At 53.2% G+C, this 15521-nt stretch carries 16 protein-coding genes; 10 read left to right on the top strand and 6 right to left on the bottom strand.

All coding sequences use genetic code 11. The features are described from left to right. The first annotated feature begins 214 nt into the window (after nt 1-214). Nucleotides 215-1861: an LCP family protein gene (locus C5Y44_RS10285; RefSeq protein WP_199186032.1), complete on the top strand. Its 1647-nt coding sequence runs from the start codon at nt 215-217 to the stop codon at nt 1859-1861. 87 nt (nt 1862-1948) lie between these two features. Beyond that, entirely contained in the window at nt 1949-2689 is a 741-nt protein-coding gene (locus tag C5Y44_RS10280; protein ID WP_105324858.1) for a TIGR03089 family protein, read from the top strand. Here the strand turns inward: C5Y44_RS10280 and C5Y44_RS10275 are convergent. Next, complete coding sequence (locus tag C5Y44_RS10275; protein ID WP_105324857.1) at nt 2686-3351, bottom strand: DUF1801 domain-containing protein; 666 nt, start codon at nt 3349-3351, stop codon at nt 2686-2688. The two genes, C5Y44_RS10280 and C5Y44_RS10275, sit on opposite strands and share 4 nt — an antisense overlap. 130 nt (nt 3352-3481) lie before the next feature. Here C5Y44_RS10275 and C5Y44_RS10270 point away from each other — a divergent pair, with 130 nt between their 5' ends. Beyond that, nucleotides 3482-4219 carry a sulfite exporter TauE/SafE family protein gene (locus tag C5Y44_RS10270; RefSeq protein ID WP_105324856.1) on the top strand — a complete coding sequence of 246 codons (738 nt, stop codon included), beginning with the start codon at nt 3482-3484 and terminating at the stop codon, nt 4217-4219. A 101-nt stretch (nt 4220-4320) separates the two neighbouring features. Then, entirely contained in the window at nt 4321-5796 is a 1476-nt protein-coding gene (locus tag C5Y44_RS10265) for an NAD-dependent succinate-semialdehyde dehydrogenase (RefSeq protein ID WP_105324855.1), read from the top strand. A 93-nt stretch (nt 5797-5889) separates the two neighbouring features. On the opposite strand, the gene C5Y44_RS10260 is transcribed toward C5Y44_RS10265, so the two are convergent. Then, a complete protein-coding gene (locus C5Y44_RS10260) occupies nt 5890-6489 on the bottom strand; it encodes a DedA family protein (RefSeq protein WP_105324854.1) in 600 nt (199 codons plus the stop codon). Between the two features lie 461 nt (nt 6490-6950). Between C5Y44_RS10260 and C5Y44_RS10250 the strand changes: the two genes are divergently transcribed. From C5Y44_RS10250 to C5Y44_RS10230, 5 genes are all read left to right on the top strand, one after another. Beyond that, the gene (locus C5Y44_RS10250; protein ID WP_233189951.1) at nt 6951-7709 is read left to right on the top strand and encodes a TetR/AcrR family transcriptional regulator C-terminal domain-containing protein; all 759 of its coding nucleotides are present in this window, start codon (nt 6951-6953) and stop codon (nt 7707-7709) included. Between the two features lie 42 nt (nt 7710-7751). Next, nucleotides 7752-8639, top strand: a complete 888-nt coding sequence (locus tag C5Y44_RS10245) for a VOC family protein (RefSeq protein ID WP_105324852.1) — start codon at nt 7752-7754, stop codon at nt 8637-8639. Nucleotides 8640-8672: 33 nt separating this feature from the next. Beyond that, the gene (locus C5Y44_RS10240; protein WP_105324851.1) at nt 8673-8915 is read left to right on the top strand and encodes a glutaredoxin; all 243 of its coding nucleotides are present in this window, start codon (nt 8673-8675) and stop codon (nt 8913-8915) included. A gap of 21 nt (nt 8916-8936) precedes the next feature. Then, nucleotides 8937-9197 (top strand): glutaredoxin, encoded by a 261-nt coding sequence (locus C5Y44_RS10235; RefSeq protein WP_066795749.1) that lies wholly within the window; start codon nt 8937-8939, stop codon nt 9195-9197. A 134-nt stretch (nt 9198-9331) separates the two neighbouring features. Beyond that, nucleotides 9332-10705, top strand: coding sequence for an NAD-dependent succinate-semialdehyde dehydrogenase (locus C5Y44_RS10230; RefSeq protein ID WP_105324850.1), 1374 nt, complete (start codon nt 9332-9334; stop codon nt 10703-10705). Here C5Y44_RS10230 and C5Y44_RS10225 read toward each other — a convergent pair. Continuing rightward, nucleotides 10702-11913 carry a hypothetical protein gene (locus C5Y44_RS10225; protein ID WP_105324849.1) on the bottom strand — a complete coding sequence of 404 codons (1212 nt, stop codon included), beginning with the start codon at nt 11911-11913 and terminating at the stop codon, nt 10702-10704. The two genes, C5Y44_RS10230 and C5Y44_RS10225, sit on opposite strands and share 4 nt — an antisense overlap. 74 nt (nt 11914-11987) lie before the next feature. On the opposite strand from C5Y44_RS10225, the gene C5Y44_RS10220 reads away from it, so the two are divergent. Then, nucleotides 11988-12461, top strand: a complete 474-nt coding sequence (locus C5Y44_RS10220; RefSeq protein ID WP_066795763.1) for an S-ribosylhomocysteine lyase — start codon at nt 11988-11990, stop codon at nt 12459-12461. A gap of 52 nt (nt 12462-12513) precedes the next feature. Here C5Y44_RS10220 and C5Y44_RS10215 read toward each other — a convergent pair whose 3' ends face one another. The 3 genes from C5Y44_RS10215 to C5Y44_RS10205 all read right to left on the bottom strand — a co-directional run bounded on the left by C5Y44_RS10215 (nt 12514) and on the right by C5Y44_RS10205 (nt 15481). After that, the gene (locus C5Y44_RS10215; RefSeq protein WP_105324848.1) at nt 12514-13425 is read right to left on the bottom strand and encodes a 2-dehydropantoate 2-reductase; all 912 of its coding nucleotides are present in this window, start codon (nt 13423-13425) and stop codon (nt 12514-12516) included. 84 nt (nt 13426-13509) lie between these two features. Then, nucleotides 13510-14793 carry a glutamate-5-semialdehyde dehydrogenase gene (locus C5Y44_RS10210; protein ID WP_105324847.1) on the bottom strand — a complete coding sequence of 428 codons (1284 nt, stop codon included), beginning with the start codon at nt 14791-14793 and terminating at the stop codon, nt 13510-13512. 100 nt (nt 14794-14893) lie between these two features. Then, complete coding sequence (locus C5Y44_RS10205) at nt 14894-15481, bottom strand: DUF1707 domain-containing protein (RefSeq protein ID WP_105324846.1); 588 nt, start codon at nt 15479-15481, stop codon at nt 14894-14896. Nucleotides 15482-15521: the final 40 nt, after the last annotated feature.

Below are 15521 nucleotides of genomic sequence, written 5' to 3'. Positions count from 1 at the left end.
CGCAATTGACACTGTGCGTCGTATAACTATGTGATGGGTACCTCCTCGCGCGTGTTTTCACGGCTACTTAGCTGCATTGATTGTCATTTGCGCATTAGTAAAGGCGCTTGGCGCAGGCGCCGGGGAGAATCATTATGCGGTTTTCATGGTTCTATGCCATAGAATGATGGATCTTAAACCCTGCCCGCTTAGATAATTGGGAAGCGAAATATAAGTGAGCTCTGAGAATTTCCGGAAGGCGCGCGATATCCAGCCTGCGCCAACGAGTGCTCCGGTGACAACTCAGACAGGTTCTGCAGCAGTGAAAACAATCATTGCGCTCTTGTCTGTCATCGTGCTGTTGGTATCAGGCGTTGGTTATTTTACCGTCGGTCGCCTTGGCGGAGGAATGTCTTCTGCCTCCAATCTGAATTTGGGCGGTGACGGAAATGGCGGCCAGGGCTTTAAAAATAATGTCGATGGCGCAGTCGATATTTTGCTCGTTGGTTCAGACTCCCGCTCAGATGCACACGGTAACCGTTTGTCTGATGAGGAACTTGCGGCACTTCACGCTGGTGTTGATGACGGCGAAGAAAACACCGACACCATAATGGTTATCCGCGTGCCTGACGATGGCTCGCGTGCCACCGCCGTGTCGATTCCTCGTGATACCTATGTTCATGATGCGGAGCACGGCAACATGAAGATCAACGGTGTATACGCAGCACACAAGTCCGCCAAGGTCGATGAATTGGTGACTGCCAATGAAGCTGCCTCGGATGATTCCGAGAAGCTTTCTGAAAAACAAATCGAACAGGCCGGCGTTGATGCCGGTCGTGCTGCCTTGCTCGATACCATTCGCGGGCTGACAGATATTGAAATTGACCACTACGCCGAGGTCGGCCTTCTCGGCTTTGTGCTGCTGACCAACGCTGTGGACGGTGTCGATGTCTGTCTTAACAATGCAGTTGATGACCCAATGTCTGGTGCTAAGTTCCCCGCTGGCGAATCGACGCTCGATGGCGCTGAGGCTTTGTCCTTTGTTCGTCAACGCTACGGCCTGCCACGCAATGACTTAGACCGCATCGTTCGCCAGCAGGCGTTTATGGCGTCTTTGGTTAACAAAGTGCTTTCCACTGGCACGCTAACTTCGCCTGGAAAATTGAGCAAGATTTCGGAAGCTGTGGAACGCTCAGTAATCATTGATGAGAACTGGGATGTGATGGGCTTTGCTACGCAGATGGCTAATCTCGCTGGCGGCAATGTCACCTTCAACACCATCCCGGTTACTTCTGTTGATGGCACCGGTGACTATGGCGAATCTATCGTGACCGTGGATCCGAACCAGGTGCACAAGTTCTTCGAGGACTTGGCAGTAGCCGATCCTTCTTCGGAAGCACCTGCTCCAGAAGAAAAGCCTGCCGACGAAGAATCATCAGACACCGGCGAAACCCCCGTTGCAGATGATCTTTCCCTGCACGTGCTCAACGCCGGCACCGTCTCCGGTATGGCCAGTGGCTTGGCAGCATGGCTCGAGAAAACTGGCTACACCATCGAAAAGACCTCGAATGCGATGCCAGGGGTTTACTTCGAGTCGCAGATCGTCGCCGCGGATCCTTCGGACCCACGTGCTATCGCACTGTCTGAACAGCTCGGTGGTCTACCGATCACCGCTAATGAAGGCCTCGATGCTTCTTCCTTGGTAGTTGTCACCGCTGATGACTACACCGGACCTTTGGATGAATCCGAAACCGAACCTGAGACCTCACAAAATGAGCCAAGCCCAGAAGACACCGTCGGTACCCCAGGCGAAGACTTCGGTGCTGCAGAAGTCAGCCCAGAAATTGACGCTGGCGGCGATGGCCCACGCTGTGTGAACTAAGCCTTTCCGCTCATCCCTACCCCGCTGTGCTGCCCGTTTGAGATTTACAACGGAGCACCAGCGGGGTTTTGCCTACGATGGGCAGGTATGGACATGCTTAATCATTTATTAAACGCCGATGCTGCAGCTCCCCGCCTAACCGTTTATAACGAATCCACGGGCGCCCGCATGGATTTCTCTGCGCAGACTTTGGAAAATTGGGTCGCCAAGATTGCCAATATGTTAGAAGAAGAGCTGGAATTAGATGATGACTCTGCGCTGCTGATTGATTTACCCGTCACTTGGCAGGCTGCAGTTATCGCACTGGGCGCCTTGGCTGGCGGCATCGAATTCGATTTCGCGAATTCCTCGTTAGCAGATGATGACGCTGATGCGGCGTCGCAGCTGCAAGCAGATGCGGCGTCGCAGCTGCAAGCAGATGCGGTCTTTACTTCCCCCGATAAATTTGATCTCTACAGCGTCGGTGATGTCGCTACCTCCTTTGATGGATCCGCGCCTGATGTTGTTTTAGTTACCGATGATCCTTTTGGCCGTGGCGTCGTTGAAGCCGGCGGGGAGCTTCCTTCAGGAGCTATCGATTTCGGACCTACCGTACGGTTTTATGGCGATGACTACTTTGGTCAAACAACGCCTTTGCCCGAGCTTTTCCCTGATGCAGGTTCGGCCTCCCGACTACTGTCGACGGGCTGGCATGACAAAGAAGGATTTACAGTCAGCGTTTTACATCCTCTCGCCGCTGGTGGATCTGCCGTGGTGGTTTCTGGTCTAACTACCGCCGAGCGTTTGCAGCAAATCGCGGATAATGAAAACACCACGGCACGCCTCTAGCAATCGTTGGGACCATGCTCCCAGGATTCGCGAATAAGTACCTCTAATACTTCTAGGTCAATGTCTTCCGGTTTATTGACATAAACACAGGAAGCACCCGTGGTGTGCTTACCTAGCTGCGCGCTGAGTTCATCCCAGCGTGGGCTTTCTTGTATTCCATAAAGCGATAGCTTCGCTTTACGCGGTGAGAAGCCCACCCGAAAAGTATCTCCCTCGCGCCCAGTTGCATATTTATAGTGTGCTTCGCCGTAGCCGATCATGGACGGCCCCCACAGCCGTGGTGCATCACCGGTCGCGCGGGCGAATATCTCCAGCAGCAGTGCTGCATGGTCTACGCGCCGGCCCTCCAGAGTGGAAAGATACGCCTGCAGATCATCGTCGCTACCAGCATGGGTTTTAATGTCTTTATCTTGGACACCGGTATGACCAATTGTCCACTGGTTCTTACTTGGGCTGGGCTCGGGGATGTTGCCGCTAAGGCTGAGACCTTGCGCGACAAGAGCTGCTTGCAAGCGCTCTAAGCCGCGCTTGCCGATGCCGTGCATCGCCAGCAAGTCCTGATAGTTTGCACCATGCAGTGACTCAAGGTTTGGATAGCCATTCTCGGCCAGGGCTTGGTGTGCTGGTCTACCAACGCCTGAGACATCTTCGAATTCAGTCATGGCTCTAAGCCTAAACAATGCCCGGCAGCTGCAACAGCATTTTTGCGCCAGCTCCCGATTGCCCAATGCAATTACGGTGCGCGTACGCTATGGTGCGGTTCTATACACGCCGAAGAAAGGCTAGCCCGAAGTGGACATCATTTTCTCCCATGACGCACTGCCCTATATCTTCTTAGGGCTTATCATCTTTATTGGTGCGACCGTCCAGGGTGTTATTGGCTTCGGGCTCGGGACGATCTCAACGCCCATCATGGCGCTTTTGAAACCAGATCTGGTTCCTGTTGTCGTGCTCTGTCTAGCCTTTATCATCGCTTGTTCCACTTTGCATCGTGCGTGGGCAGAAACTGACTGGAAGATGGTGTTATATTCCAACATCGCCCGTCTTCCCGGCACTTTCTTGGCGGTATGGGCGCTGGCGGTGTTGTCGACCAATTCGCTGCAGCTATTTATTGGCTGTGCGGTCATTTTCACCATGGTCTTAAGCTCTTTGGGCTGGACTCCCAAGGTCAATGTTGGAAACACCGTTATCGCTGGTGCGCTGTCCGGCTTTCTCGGTACCTCGACTTCAATTGGTGGCCCGCCCATGGCGCTGTTGATGAAGACCTTTAATCCTGCCAAAGCCCGCGGCACCCTAGCCGCTACCTTCGTGTTCGGCAGTATTGTCTCCATGGTTACCTTGGCACTTGGTGGCCAGGTGACCACGTATCAGTTGAAGTACGCACTGATTTATTTGCCACTGGCTGTCTTAGGGCTTGTGGCTGCGAACTACTTTAATCGCTTTGTTGATCGCAAAATACTCAACCGGATGGTCGTCATTGTCTCCATCGGAGCATCAATTGTACTCATTGCCCAGTCGCTTGTGGGCTAACACACATACATACGGCTAATGAACAGCTAAATTTTTGTCCCACAAATCTATATTTCGGACTAATGTGGATGAGGTCAAGAAAGATTATGAAGGAGATTTAAATGACTGCAAACATCTCAGAGGTTTTGTCCCACGTTCCAACCGGCTTATTAATCAATGGCCAGTGGGTTGACGCACAGGACGGCGCAACCTTTGATGTGGAAAACCCTGCGACTGGTGAAGTTATTGCAACGCTTGCTTCTGCAGGTGAAGCGGATGCAATGGCTGCGCTGGATGCAGCTTGTGCAGTCCAAGATGAGTGGGCAGCAACTTCCCCACGTGAGCGCTCCGCAATTTTGTCCCGCGCTTTCAACTTGGTTCAAGAGCGCGCGGAAATCTTCGCCACCTTGATGACCTTGGAGATGGGCAAGCCTTTGGCTGAAGCCCGCGGCGAGGTTACCTACGGCGGCGAATTCTTGCGTTGGTTCGCTGAGGAAGCGGTCCGTGATTATGGCCGTTCCTTCCCAGCTCCTGAAGGCACCCTCAACATGATTACCCGCCGCAAGCCGGTTGGCCCATGCTTGCTGATTACTCCATGGAACTTCCCACTGGCAATGGCAACCCGTAAGGTCGCTCCAGCTGTCGCAGCTGGCTGCACCATGGTGCTAAAGGCTGCAAAGCTCACCCCTCTAACCGCGCAATACTTCGCTCAGACCATGATCGATGCTGGTCTGCCAGCTGGCGTTCTCAACGTTGTCTGCGGTAACTCTGCATCCGCAATCTCTGGCCCAGTCATGGCAGACTCCCGTTTGCGCAAGGTGTCTTTCACTGGTTCTACCCCAGTGGGCAAGACCTTGCTCAAGGCTGCTGCAGATAACGTTCTGCGCACCTCCATGGAACTCGGCGGTAACGCTCCATTTATCGTCTTCGAAGATGCCGACATTGACCAGGCAGTCGAAGGCGCAATGGGCGCCAAGATGCGCAACATCGGTGAAGCTTGCACCGCCGCTAACCGCTTCATCATCCACGAGTCCGTAGCTGAAGAGTTCTCCAAGAAGTTCGCTGACAAGATTGCGGCACTGAACCTCGGTAATGGCCTTGAAGAAGGCATCACCTGTGGCCCACTGGTTGAGAAGAAGGCTCAGGATTCCATCGCATCCTTCGTTGATGATGCCGTGGAAAAGGGCGCGACGGTTCTCGTCGGCGGCGAAAAGCTTGAGGGCGCTGGCTACTTCTACAAGCCAACCGTCTTGACCAATGTCTCCCCTGACATGCGCGTTGCTCAGGAAGAGATCTTCGGCCCAGTAGCGCCAATCATCACCTTCTCGGATGAGGATGAAGCACTCAAGATTGCCAATGACACCGAATTCGGTTTGGCATCTTATGTCTACACCGAAAGCATTGACCGCATGTTCCGCGTCGCTGATGGCCTGGAATTTGGCCTCATGGGCGCGAATGCTGGTGTTATCTCCAACGCTGCTGCCCCCTTCGGTGGAGTCAAGCAGTCCGGCATGGGCCGCGAAGGCGGCGCCGAGGGCATCGAGGAATACACCACGGTGCAGTACATCGGTATCCGCAATGCTTACGCTAATAAGTAAGAGCTAGAAACCACAATGTCCGCTGCGCTCCTTCTGGGAGCACAGCGGACATTGTCATTCATTTAATGACAAACGCTACATCGTTGCCAGCACTTAGCGCTTAGACTTTGCATGATCATCTTGTGCGGGTGCCGCAGCAATATCTCCTGGGTTTCCATTGGCTGCTTTGGACTTAGACTTAGCTGCGGATTCCTTACGTACTTCCTTGGTCAGAAATACGATGGCGACAATAACGATAGCCAAGACCACAATCAGGCCAAGCGCAGGGACAATGCCGTCACCGGTGAATATCGCGAGGACAGCACTCCAACCGGCAAGGCCAACACCGCTATAGATGGTTGCCCAGGCAATCGCACCGGGGATCTGCGCGACGGTAAATTTCCACCACTGGATACGAACCAGTCCTGCCGCGGCAAGCACTGCCGTTTGCAAGCCGACGGTGAGATAGCTCAGTGGCACGGCGACGACACCGATCTTATGAACGAGAGTTCGCCCTGTCTTTGTTCTATCGCTGTTGAGCCAGGCTTTAATCTTGGCCCATTTACTATCGTGATCTTCCTCAGAGCCCACGTGCGTTGCTGCGCTGGAGGCGCCTCGTCCTATCCAGTAGGTCCCCTGGCCGCGCAAGGTGCCGAGGATATACATGAATATCCAGGCTCCCCAGAATGGGAAGTTCGACAGCATTTCGTCCATAAAGCATTCGCTCCAACCGGTTTTACAAGGAATCACTCCAAGTACATTTAGCCTTAGCTTACCGAAGTAACCCTAAGGAACCACAAATCTTAATTTCCCTAAAAGATAAGGCGAAAGATAAAGCACGCCATTGGCTCCGGAATCCGTACAGCCTGTGAACAATGACGGGAGAATACCCCCGTACCGTTTAATGAATAAATATCCACTAACAGCAAGCGCACAGAAAAGTCACTACAAGCTTTAACTTTATTGCCCGAGAAACCCGTGGTTAATCAGATCCATAGCTTCTTCAATCGATTGCAAATATCGGAAGTTGATGACACCGACACAAAATGAAATGAAACCTACGCCACACCCGACTACCCCCACATAGAGCTTAAAGTTGCTGCGTGTACCCATAATAGGTATATGCCTTCGCCAAAAGCCTGCTGCGAACCCCACAAGTTTGTATTCTTGAACTCGTGTCTGGGACCAATAAAACATCCGTGAATACCTACGAATCAGCTGCCCCGGTATCAGCAGCTGTGAGCTCATCTGCGACTGAGCAAAACGCGAAAAAATTCCGTCGCCCACGTGGCCACCGTGCGGGATTGAACATTGAAAAGATTGTCGACGCAGCTCGCGCTCTGCCGCAAAACCAGCTGAGTATGCAAGCCGTAGCCAATTCCTTGGGCGTTGACCGCAAGGCTTTAAACCACTACGTCCACGACCGGGAGAACCTCCTTTCTATCGTCGCGGCGATGGAATTTACTGAGGCTTTCGAAGAGTTAAGCATCCCCGATGATGCCGACTGGCGCACTGTAGCTCTAGCCTTTGCCCACAGCAATGCCAAAGGCATGCTCGCCGCCGGATTACTAACTGATTACCTGCGCACCGGTTCCAACAACGCCGCGCCCTTCTTGCGTTCTTCGGAGATGGTGCTGCGCTCTTTAACTGATGCTGGTTTGGATCTAGACACCGCTATTCGCAGTTTTGCTGTCATCAATAATGCCTGCGCAGCTTTTACTCGCGACGTAGTTATCGCGCGTAATTCTACAGCCGCACTACGCCACGAGCTTCTAGAAGAAGCACTCAATGACGAGAACCGGGATATCTTCCCGCTCCTGCACGAAGTTGCCAAGCTTCCTATTTTGACCACCGATGATCAGCAGCTAGATTTCGCAATCTCGGTTGTTTTGGATGGTATCGAAGTACTCATCGACAAGCACAAGGCGAAATAAACACCCTATTAAATAGGCACCCTGGCGAGTACGCTGAGCACTATGCAGAAGATAGTGCCGAACTTATGGTTTGACCAAAATATTGACCAGGCCGCCAACTTCTATGCGTCCGTACTCCCCAATGCGCATGTCCAAAAAGGCTTTAGCCACCCAGACACTGGCGAAGCAATTACCACGGACGTAGTCATCGAGGACTACCGCATCACCTTGATTAACGGCGGGCCTTATGCCACGCCTAATCCCTCCATCAGCTTCTTTCTCAACTTCGATCCTTCCCAGCGCCAAGATGCCGAGGCCGACCTCAAACGCGTGTGGAACGCGCTCACCGCGGACGGTGAAATCCTCATGGAACTGGGTGAATATCCATTTAGCAAGCTCTACGGTTGGGTAACAGACCGCTTTGGCTTTAACTGGCAGCTCATGCTGAGCAACCCAGATAATGAGCCGCGACCATTCATTGTGCCGAGCTTGATGTTTTGCGGTGCAGCACAGGGTAAAGCCACCGAGGCAGTGGACTATTACACAGAGCTTTTCGATGTCGCAGCCCTTGCAAACCGCGTCACCTACGAAACGATGGGCGTCGCCGGTGATAAAAATTCACCAGATGCTATCCCCCAACCATCGCATGTTGCCTTTTCAGATTTCCACATTTTCAACCACTGGTTTGCCGCCGCGGATTCCGGGGTTGCGCAGGATATTACCTTCACCCCGGCGGTCTCTTTCATGCTGTTCGTGCAAGACCAAAGAGAGCTTGACCATTACTGGAATGCGCTCTCAGCATCGCCAGAGGCAGAACAATGTGGCTGGTTGGAAGATAAATTCGGACTAAGCTGGCAGATAGCTCCGCAAAATCTTCCGGACCTGCTGTCGAAGCCTCACGGTTTTGAGAACATGCTGAAGATGAAAAAGCTTGTCATTGATGAGTTTTAGACTCGGAGCATCACCACCACGAGGAGATCGAAAATGAAATTTTACGGTTCCATTGAATGCTCACGGTGCCGCGCTGCCATCGCAGAATTAGATGAAGCAGGCACCGAGTATGAATTCTTTGATGTCATCGCATCAAAAGATAACCTCAAGGAATTTTTGCAGCTGCGTGATTCCAGCGCGCTATTCGATGTTGCGCGGGCAGAAGGCCGCATCGGCATTCCCGCATTTGTGAAAGACAATGGTGAGCTGACACTTTCTATTTCCGACGTGAAGTAATTTAAGGAAAGGTATAAAGAAATGGCATTGAAGTTCTACGGCACCATGCTCTGCCCTGATTGCGTTGATGCGCACAAGGTTTTGGATGAGTCCGGCACACCGTATGAGTTTGTGGACATCACGGGATCGATTCCGGCGCTGAAGGAATTTATGTTCTTGCGTGATTCCAACCCCGCATTCGATGGAGCAAAGGCTGAGCAATACCTTGGCATTCCGGCTTTTGTCACCGACGATGACCCAACCACCACAACTCTCAACGTTCAAGACGTTGTGCAAAAGTAACGCATAGGTTTCAGAACTAGCATCTATTCGCACAGTTCATCGCCGTTAACTAGGGAAAACATGGCCGCAGGTCACATTTTTACCTACAGTGGGATCCAGTTCCCACAATTTCGATGACTAAGCGAGGATGAAGAATGCAACAGTATCGCACCCAAAATCCGGTCAATGATGAAATCGTCGCAACATACGATTTCACCAGCGATGCGGATATTAATATTGCACTGGATGATTCTGCCCAGGCATATAAATCATGGTCGAAGCTATCCTTCGCAGACCGCGCAGAAGTCGTGCACAAGATTGCAGACCTCATGTTGGAACGCCGCGTTGAACTCGCGCAGATTGCTGCACAAGAGATGGGCAAGCGCATGGGCGAAGCAGTCGGTGAGGTTAAGTACTGCGCCTCAATTTTGAAGTACTACGCCGACAACGGTGCGCAGTTTGCTGCCGATGAAGAAATCCCGACCAATTCCGACGGCAAGGCTGTCATTCGCCGCCTGCCACTGGGTCCGCTGCTTGGTGTAATGCCGTGGAACTTCCCGTATTACCAGGTGGCACGTTTTATCGCTCCAAACTTGATGCTGGGCAATACTATTTTGCTCAAGCATGCAGAAATTTGCGCCGGATCAGCACTTGCTATCCAAAAGCTGCTTGATGATGCCGGCGTGCCTAAGGGCGTCTACATCAACCTTTTCGCTACTCACGATCAGGTCGAGGAGATCATCGCCGATAATCGCGTACATGGTGTATCCCTGACCGGTTCCGAGCGCGCCGGTGAAATCGTCGCGGCCCATGCCGGAAAGAACTTGAAGAAGTCCGTGCTCGAGCTCGGTGGCAATGACCCGTATATCGTTTTGGACACCGATAATGTAGCTGAAGCTGCAGCGCAAGCATGGTGGACCCGGATGTCTAATACCGGTCAATCGTGTACTTCTAACAAGCGTTTGATTGTGCATGAGGATATCTACGATGAGTTCGTAGAAGAGCTGGTTAAGCTGGCAACGCAAATGACACCTGGTACTCCAGATGACCGCGATGCGGCTAAGTACTGCCCGCTATCCTCGCGCGAGGCCGCTGAGCGTTTGGCTAAGCAGATTGAAAAGGCTTCTTCCAATGGCGCCACAGTGCGCGCTGGTGGCGTTATCTCCGAAGTCGGTGCTTACTACTCACCTACGGTCTTGACCGATATCCCGATGGATTCTGAATCTTTCCACGAGGAGTTCTTCGGGCCAGTGGCGTCTGTGTACAAGTTCTCCACGGATGAAGAAGCTGTGGCAATGGCCAATGATTCCCTCTTCGGTCTTGGCGGCTCGGTCTTTTCCACCGATACCCAGCGTGCACAGGAAGTCGCGCTACAGATTGAAACCGGCATGATGGCAGTCAACGCACCTGGCACCGCCGGTGCCGAGATGCCTTTCGGCGGTATCCAGCGCTCCGGCTATGGCCGCGAGCTCGGTCCACTGGGCATGGATGAGTTCGTGAACAAACAGCTCTTCTTCGTCGCTAACTAGTACTGGCCTAAAGGAAGAGCGTTTCCCGTGACCATGCCATCGCGCTTATCGAAGATTTGCTCGCAGATGGCAAATAGGTCCACCACGTCCCCATCAGGCAGCTGAATACCAGGGTGCAGCCACCGGTCCGCCGGGTGCTGCACCCACTGAGCGTCTGGGACCTGATGCCGGTAGAATTCCCCAAATATCCGCAGGTAGGCTGTTTGCAGATAGAAATTCTGGGGTTGGGAGAAATCAGCATAGTCAGCGAAAGTATCCAAGAGCTGACACTCCAGCGCCATGGCATGCGCGAAGTTAAGCGACTGAAAATCTACCTCAAAAAATACATCGCGGTTTAAAAACTCGTGTACCACCGCAACGGTGTGCTCGACCCAGCCGGCGATATCATCCGCCGGCCAATTGAGATCGATTGCTTCTACGCGCTTGCCGCTCGGGGCACGGGCGGGCATATTTTGGCGGCGCCACCCGGCGCGCGAAGCCACAATCGCTCCAGGCCTAGGCTGCGGCTGCATCTGAAATTCTTCCGGGTCTTCATCTGACCCGACCAGGTACCACAGCTTTAGCCGGTCCATCGGAACGGAATCAAGAAGTTTTAAGAAGGCATCACCGATGTTGTTTCCATAGTGGGCATCGATAAGCCGTGCCGTGTGCTCCAATGCTGCGCGTCCATCCCTGCCATTGGCTGCCAGAACCATCATGACGGTTTTCCAATGCAGTGGGGACAACCGGTAGCCATCGACAAGCTCTAGCGAAAGCCCCAGCAACCCCTGAATCGACCAGGCCATCAGGTCAATCTGATCTTCAAATATCTTCAATCGGCCCAGAAATTGACGCTCGGTGAGCTTAGGAATCTCCGCTTGCGAGCACACCCCGATGGTGGTGGGAATGATATCGCTTAAATCAAAAGGACGCTGCACCCACAGCTCACCCCATGTGCGCTGGTGAAAGCGATACATATTTGCTGTGGCATCTGCGGGGAGAAAGGTTTCTACCTGCCCGATATCTACCAGCAACCGGAATACCGGCGTGACATACGCCGTTTGGGAACCATCGCTAAATTCTGCCGAACCGGTAGGTGTCTCCACTGCGATATAGGCATTAGCCATACCTGCTACGGGCTTGACCCACACACTGTCAGCGCCGGTGAACTCCTGGCCTTTGAGTGCTTTGACAAGGGCTGATTCAAGCTCACGTTCCAACATCGACATACCAAGATCCTAGCGCCGACTGCTCTAGGTTGCAGGAAGGACACTTTTAGAAGATTCCTACTACCCTGGGAGCCATGACTGATACTCCACAGAAGATGAACGTTGAATCCTTTAATCTCGACCACCGCGCGGTAGCTGCCCCCTTTGTGCGTATTGCTGACCGCAAGGAACTACCTGGTGGCGATGTGCTGGTGAAGTACGATGTGCGCTTCAAGCAGCCTAATGTTGAACACCTCGAGATGCCCACCGTGCACTCCTTAGAGCACATGCTGGCTGAGCACCTGCGCAATCACACTGATGCGCTCATCGATTTTTCCCCAATGGGCTGCCAGACCGGCTTTTATGCCCTCATGCTCAATGTTGAAACCGAGGATTTTCTCGAGATTTTGGAAAAGGGCCTCAATGACGTTCTCAACGCCACCGAGGTTCCAGCAGCCAATGAAGTCCAGTGCGGCTGGGGCGAATCCCACTCCCTGGAAGGCGCGAAGGAAGCAGCTCGCGAGCTGCTATCCAAGCGCGCTGAGTGGAACCAAGTCATGGCCGCTTAAAACCAGACTGGATTAAGTTCTAGCTTTTCGCAGCGCTTGCGCTCCGCGGGTGTTATTGTTCCCCGCGGAGCTTGTTGCTTTTCACGGCTAGAGTCTCCCACGCAAGCTGGTGCAGCGGAGCACTGGTGTTGTATTTCTTGGCACAGCGTACGATGCCGCCGACCTGGGAATCTAGCTCGCTGTGCAGGCCGTCTAGGATATCGCGCTGCATGGAAGCGGTGCCGCCTTCTGGCTGCGCATCAGTAAAGGACAAGACGATATCTACCGCGTCATCTTTCATCTGGATACCAGCCGAGCGCGCCACGTTCGCTGCTTCTGTCATCAGTGCCTGCAAAGTGTCCCGGTAGGTTGTGCGCAATACCCCAATGGGTTCTTCCATAACCGCGCCGAGCGCGCCAAAGCAGGTCACCAGCATGGCCTTCATCCACACATCCCGAAGGATATCCGGATGCATCTTCGCCTTAATCGGCGTTGGCTCTAGAGCCTCCAAGAACTCTTGCACCACAGATTCTGTAGCCGGGTCCAACGAACCGAAAGTCAACGACATTCCCCCGCCCATAAAGTGCGCGGTAGCTGGCCCTTCGCGGTGGATAAAAGCTCGGACCACCGCGGGGATGACTTTATCGGCACCATATTTTTCCTGCGCCAACATGGGGTATTCCACAGAGTTTTCCGTGGTCATAAATTTCGCGCCCGCTGGCAGATTTTCTGGAAGTTCTGGCTCACCGAAAATCTTGATGGCTGAGATCACCAGGTCCGCTGAGTCCACCTCATCAAGGCTGCCGACGGTGGAGACATTAGTGATATTTTCTGTGCCTTCAGGGCTAATGAGCGTTAGACCTTCTTCATCAATAACCTTGCGGGTTGCAGGACGCACAACATAAGTAATGTCATGGCCGGCCTTGGCTAGTTGGCCGCCGTAGTATCCGCCGATGGCACCAGCGCCAATGAATACAATCTTCATTTTCCTATAACTCCTTGTGCGTCATAATGGCGCGGTTAAAAAGCCGGGAATGACCCCGGCTCATTCGACTATGTAATCTGCAGACTACGGACGGGTTTGTCCGGTGCCCTGCAAAATCCACTTGGTGGAGGTTAGCTCAGGCAAGGCCATCGGTCCACGCGCGTGTAGCTTCTGCGTGGAGATACCGATCTCTGCTCCCATGCCGTACACCTCACCATCGGTAAAGGCAGTCGAAGCATTCAGCATAACCGCTGCAGCATCCACTTCATTAGCAAAGCGCAGCAACACATCAGCATCTTGCGCAGCAATACCTTCCGTATGGCCCGTCGTGTATTTGGCAATATGTGCAATGGCGCCATCAACCCCATCAACAACCGCGATGCGGATATCAAAGCTTAAGTGCTCTTCATTCCACTGCTCTGCTTCGTGCACATCTTGGGCACCAACAGTCTGCAGCTGCTCAACATGGCCATGCACGGTAACTCCAGCATCCTGGAATGCTTTAATGACGCGCAGCTTGACTTCATCATCCAAAGCCGCATCCAGCAGCACGGTTTCAGTGGCATTGCACACTGAGCAGCGACGGGTCTTGCCGTTCAGCGCCATCGCAATAGCCTTGTCAATATCCGCCGAAGCATCAATGTAGAAGTGGCAATTACCCGTACCGGTTTCAATAGTTGGCACGGTTGCACCAGTGACAACAGCGTTAATCAAACCTGCACCACCGCGTGGGATAACCAGATCCACCAGGCCGCGTGCCGTGATGAGGTCCTGCACCGAATCATGCGACTCACATGGCAAAAGCTGCACTGCCTCCCGTGGGACATCAAACTTAGCCAGGGTTTCCTGCAGAATCTCCACCAGCTGCGCATTAGAATTTCGCGCCGACTTCGAACCGCGCAACAGGGCGACGTTGCCGGACTTCAATGCCAAGCCAAAGGCATCCACAGTGACATTAGGGCGAGCCTCATACACCATGCCCATAACGCCCAAAGGCACGCGGACCTGCTTCATCTCAATGCCATTGTCCATGCGGCGGCCCTGGAGGACCTCACCTACTGGATCGGAAAGACCAGCAACCTGGCGCAGGCCTCCCGCAATACCTTCGATGCGCTCTGTACTTAGGGCCAAGCGGTCCAGCAGAGATTCGCTCATGCCACGTGCACGGCCAGCGTTTAAGTCTGCTTCATTGGCCGCCAGAATCTTGTCGGTCTGCGCAACCAGGTTATCTGCCGCTGCCAGCAAGATGTCATTTTTCTGCGGAGTGGTCAGCCGGGCAACCGCTGGGGTTACCTCTTTGGCCTTTGCAGCCTTGTCCAGTACTTCCGCACGTTCTTGATCACGAGTTAGAGTTTGTTGATCAGTCATGCTCACCAGTCTACGTAAAATACCCACCCCATGGGCATAATTCCCACCAGGTAGGCACCTTTTCCTGCAATTCACGCAACAGCTATAGCTATCGCTGTTGTTAGCCCTCTAGCTCCCGACGACGCTCCGCCGCTTTACGCAACCGCTGAGCGCGTTCAGATTGTTCTTTGTCGGCGATTTCTTTGTAGATTTCCTCTTCGTCATCATCCAGCTTGTAGATGGCACGCACCGCAATCGACCCGCCCACAGCAGCTACTGGGAACAGCCAGAAATACGACCATTCAGTTAAGAACATGAAGACGAAGAACAGCACCATTGCCACTGTCCAAATAGTTGAATCGAGGCGCTGTACAGTCTTGCCGCGCTGGATAAGCTCATCGAGCTCACGGTCCGAAGACTTCGGCGCCACCGCATGTGGAGATTTCTGCTGCTCCTGCACTTCCGGGTTCAGGCTAGGAACCGCCGCTAAAGAGTTTCCCGAAGGTAAATCCTTCAACAGCGAATCTAGGTCACCACGGGTTCGTGCAGTTGCTGCGTGACCAGTGCGCTCTTCAAATTCATGGACATCAATATAGCCATCGGCAAAGTGCGCAGAGAGCAGTTCTAACACGTGAGTACGCTCTTTATCACCAACGCGGACGTCAGCATGCTCCGGACGAGGTTCAGAATTCGGCTGTGGCGTTGTCATATCTAATAGCCTACCAGCGACGATAGGCATTAGATAGAAG

Source organism: Corynebacterium sp. J010B-136 (assembly GCF_002967075.1).
In the GTDB taxonomy this organism is placed as follows: domain Bacteria; phylum Actinomycetota; class Actinomycetes; order Mycobacteriales; family Mycobacteriaceae; genus Corynebacterium.
Note: the sequence above shows the minus strand (reverse complement) of the source record. Positions and strands in the feature narration are given on the sequence as shown.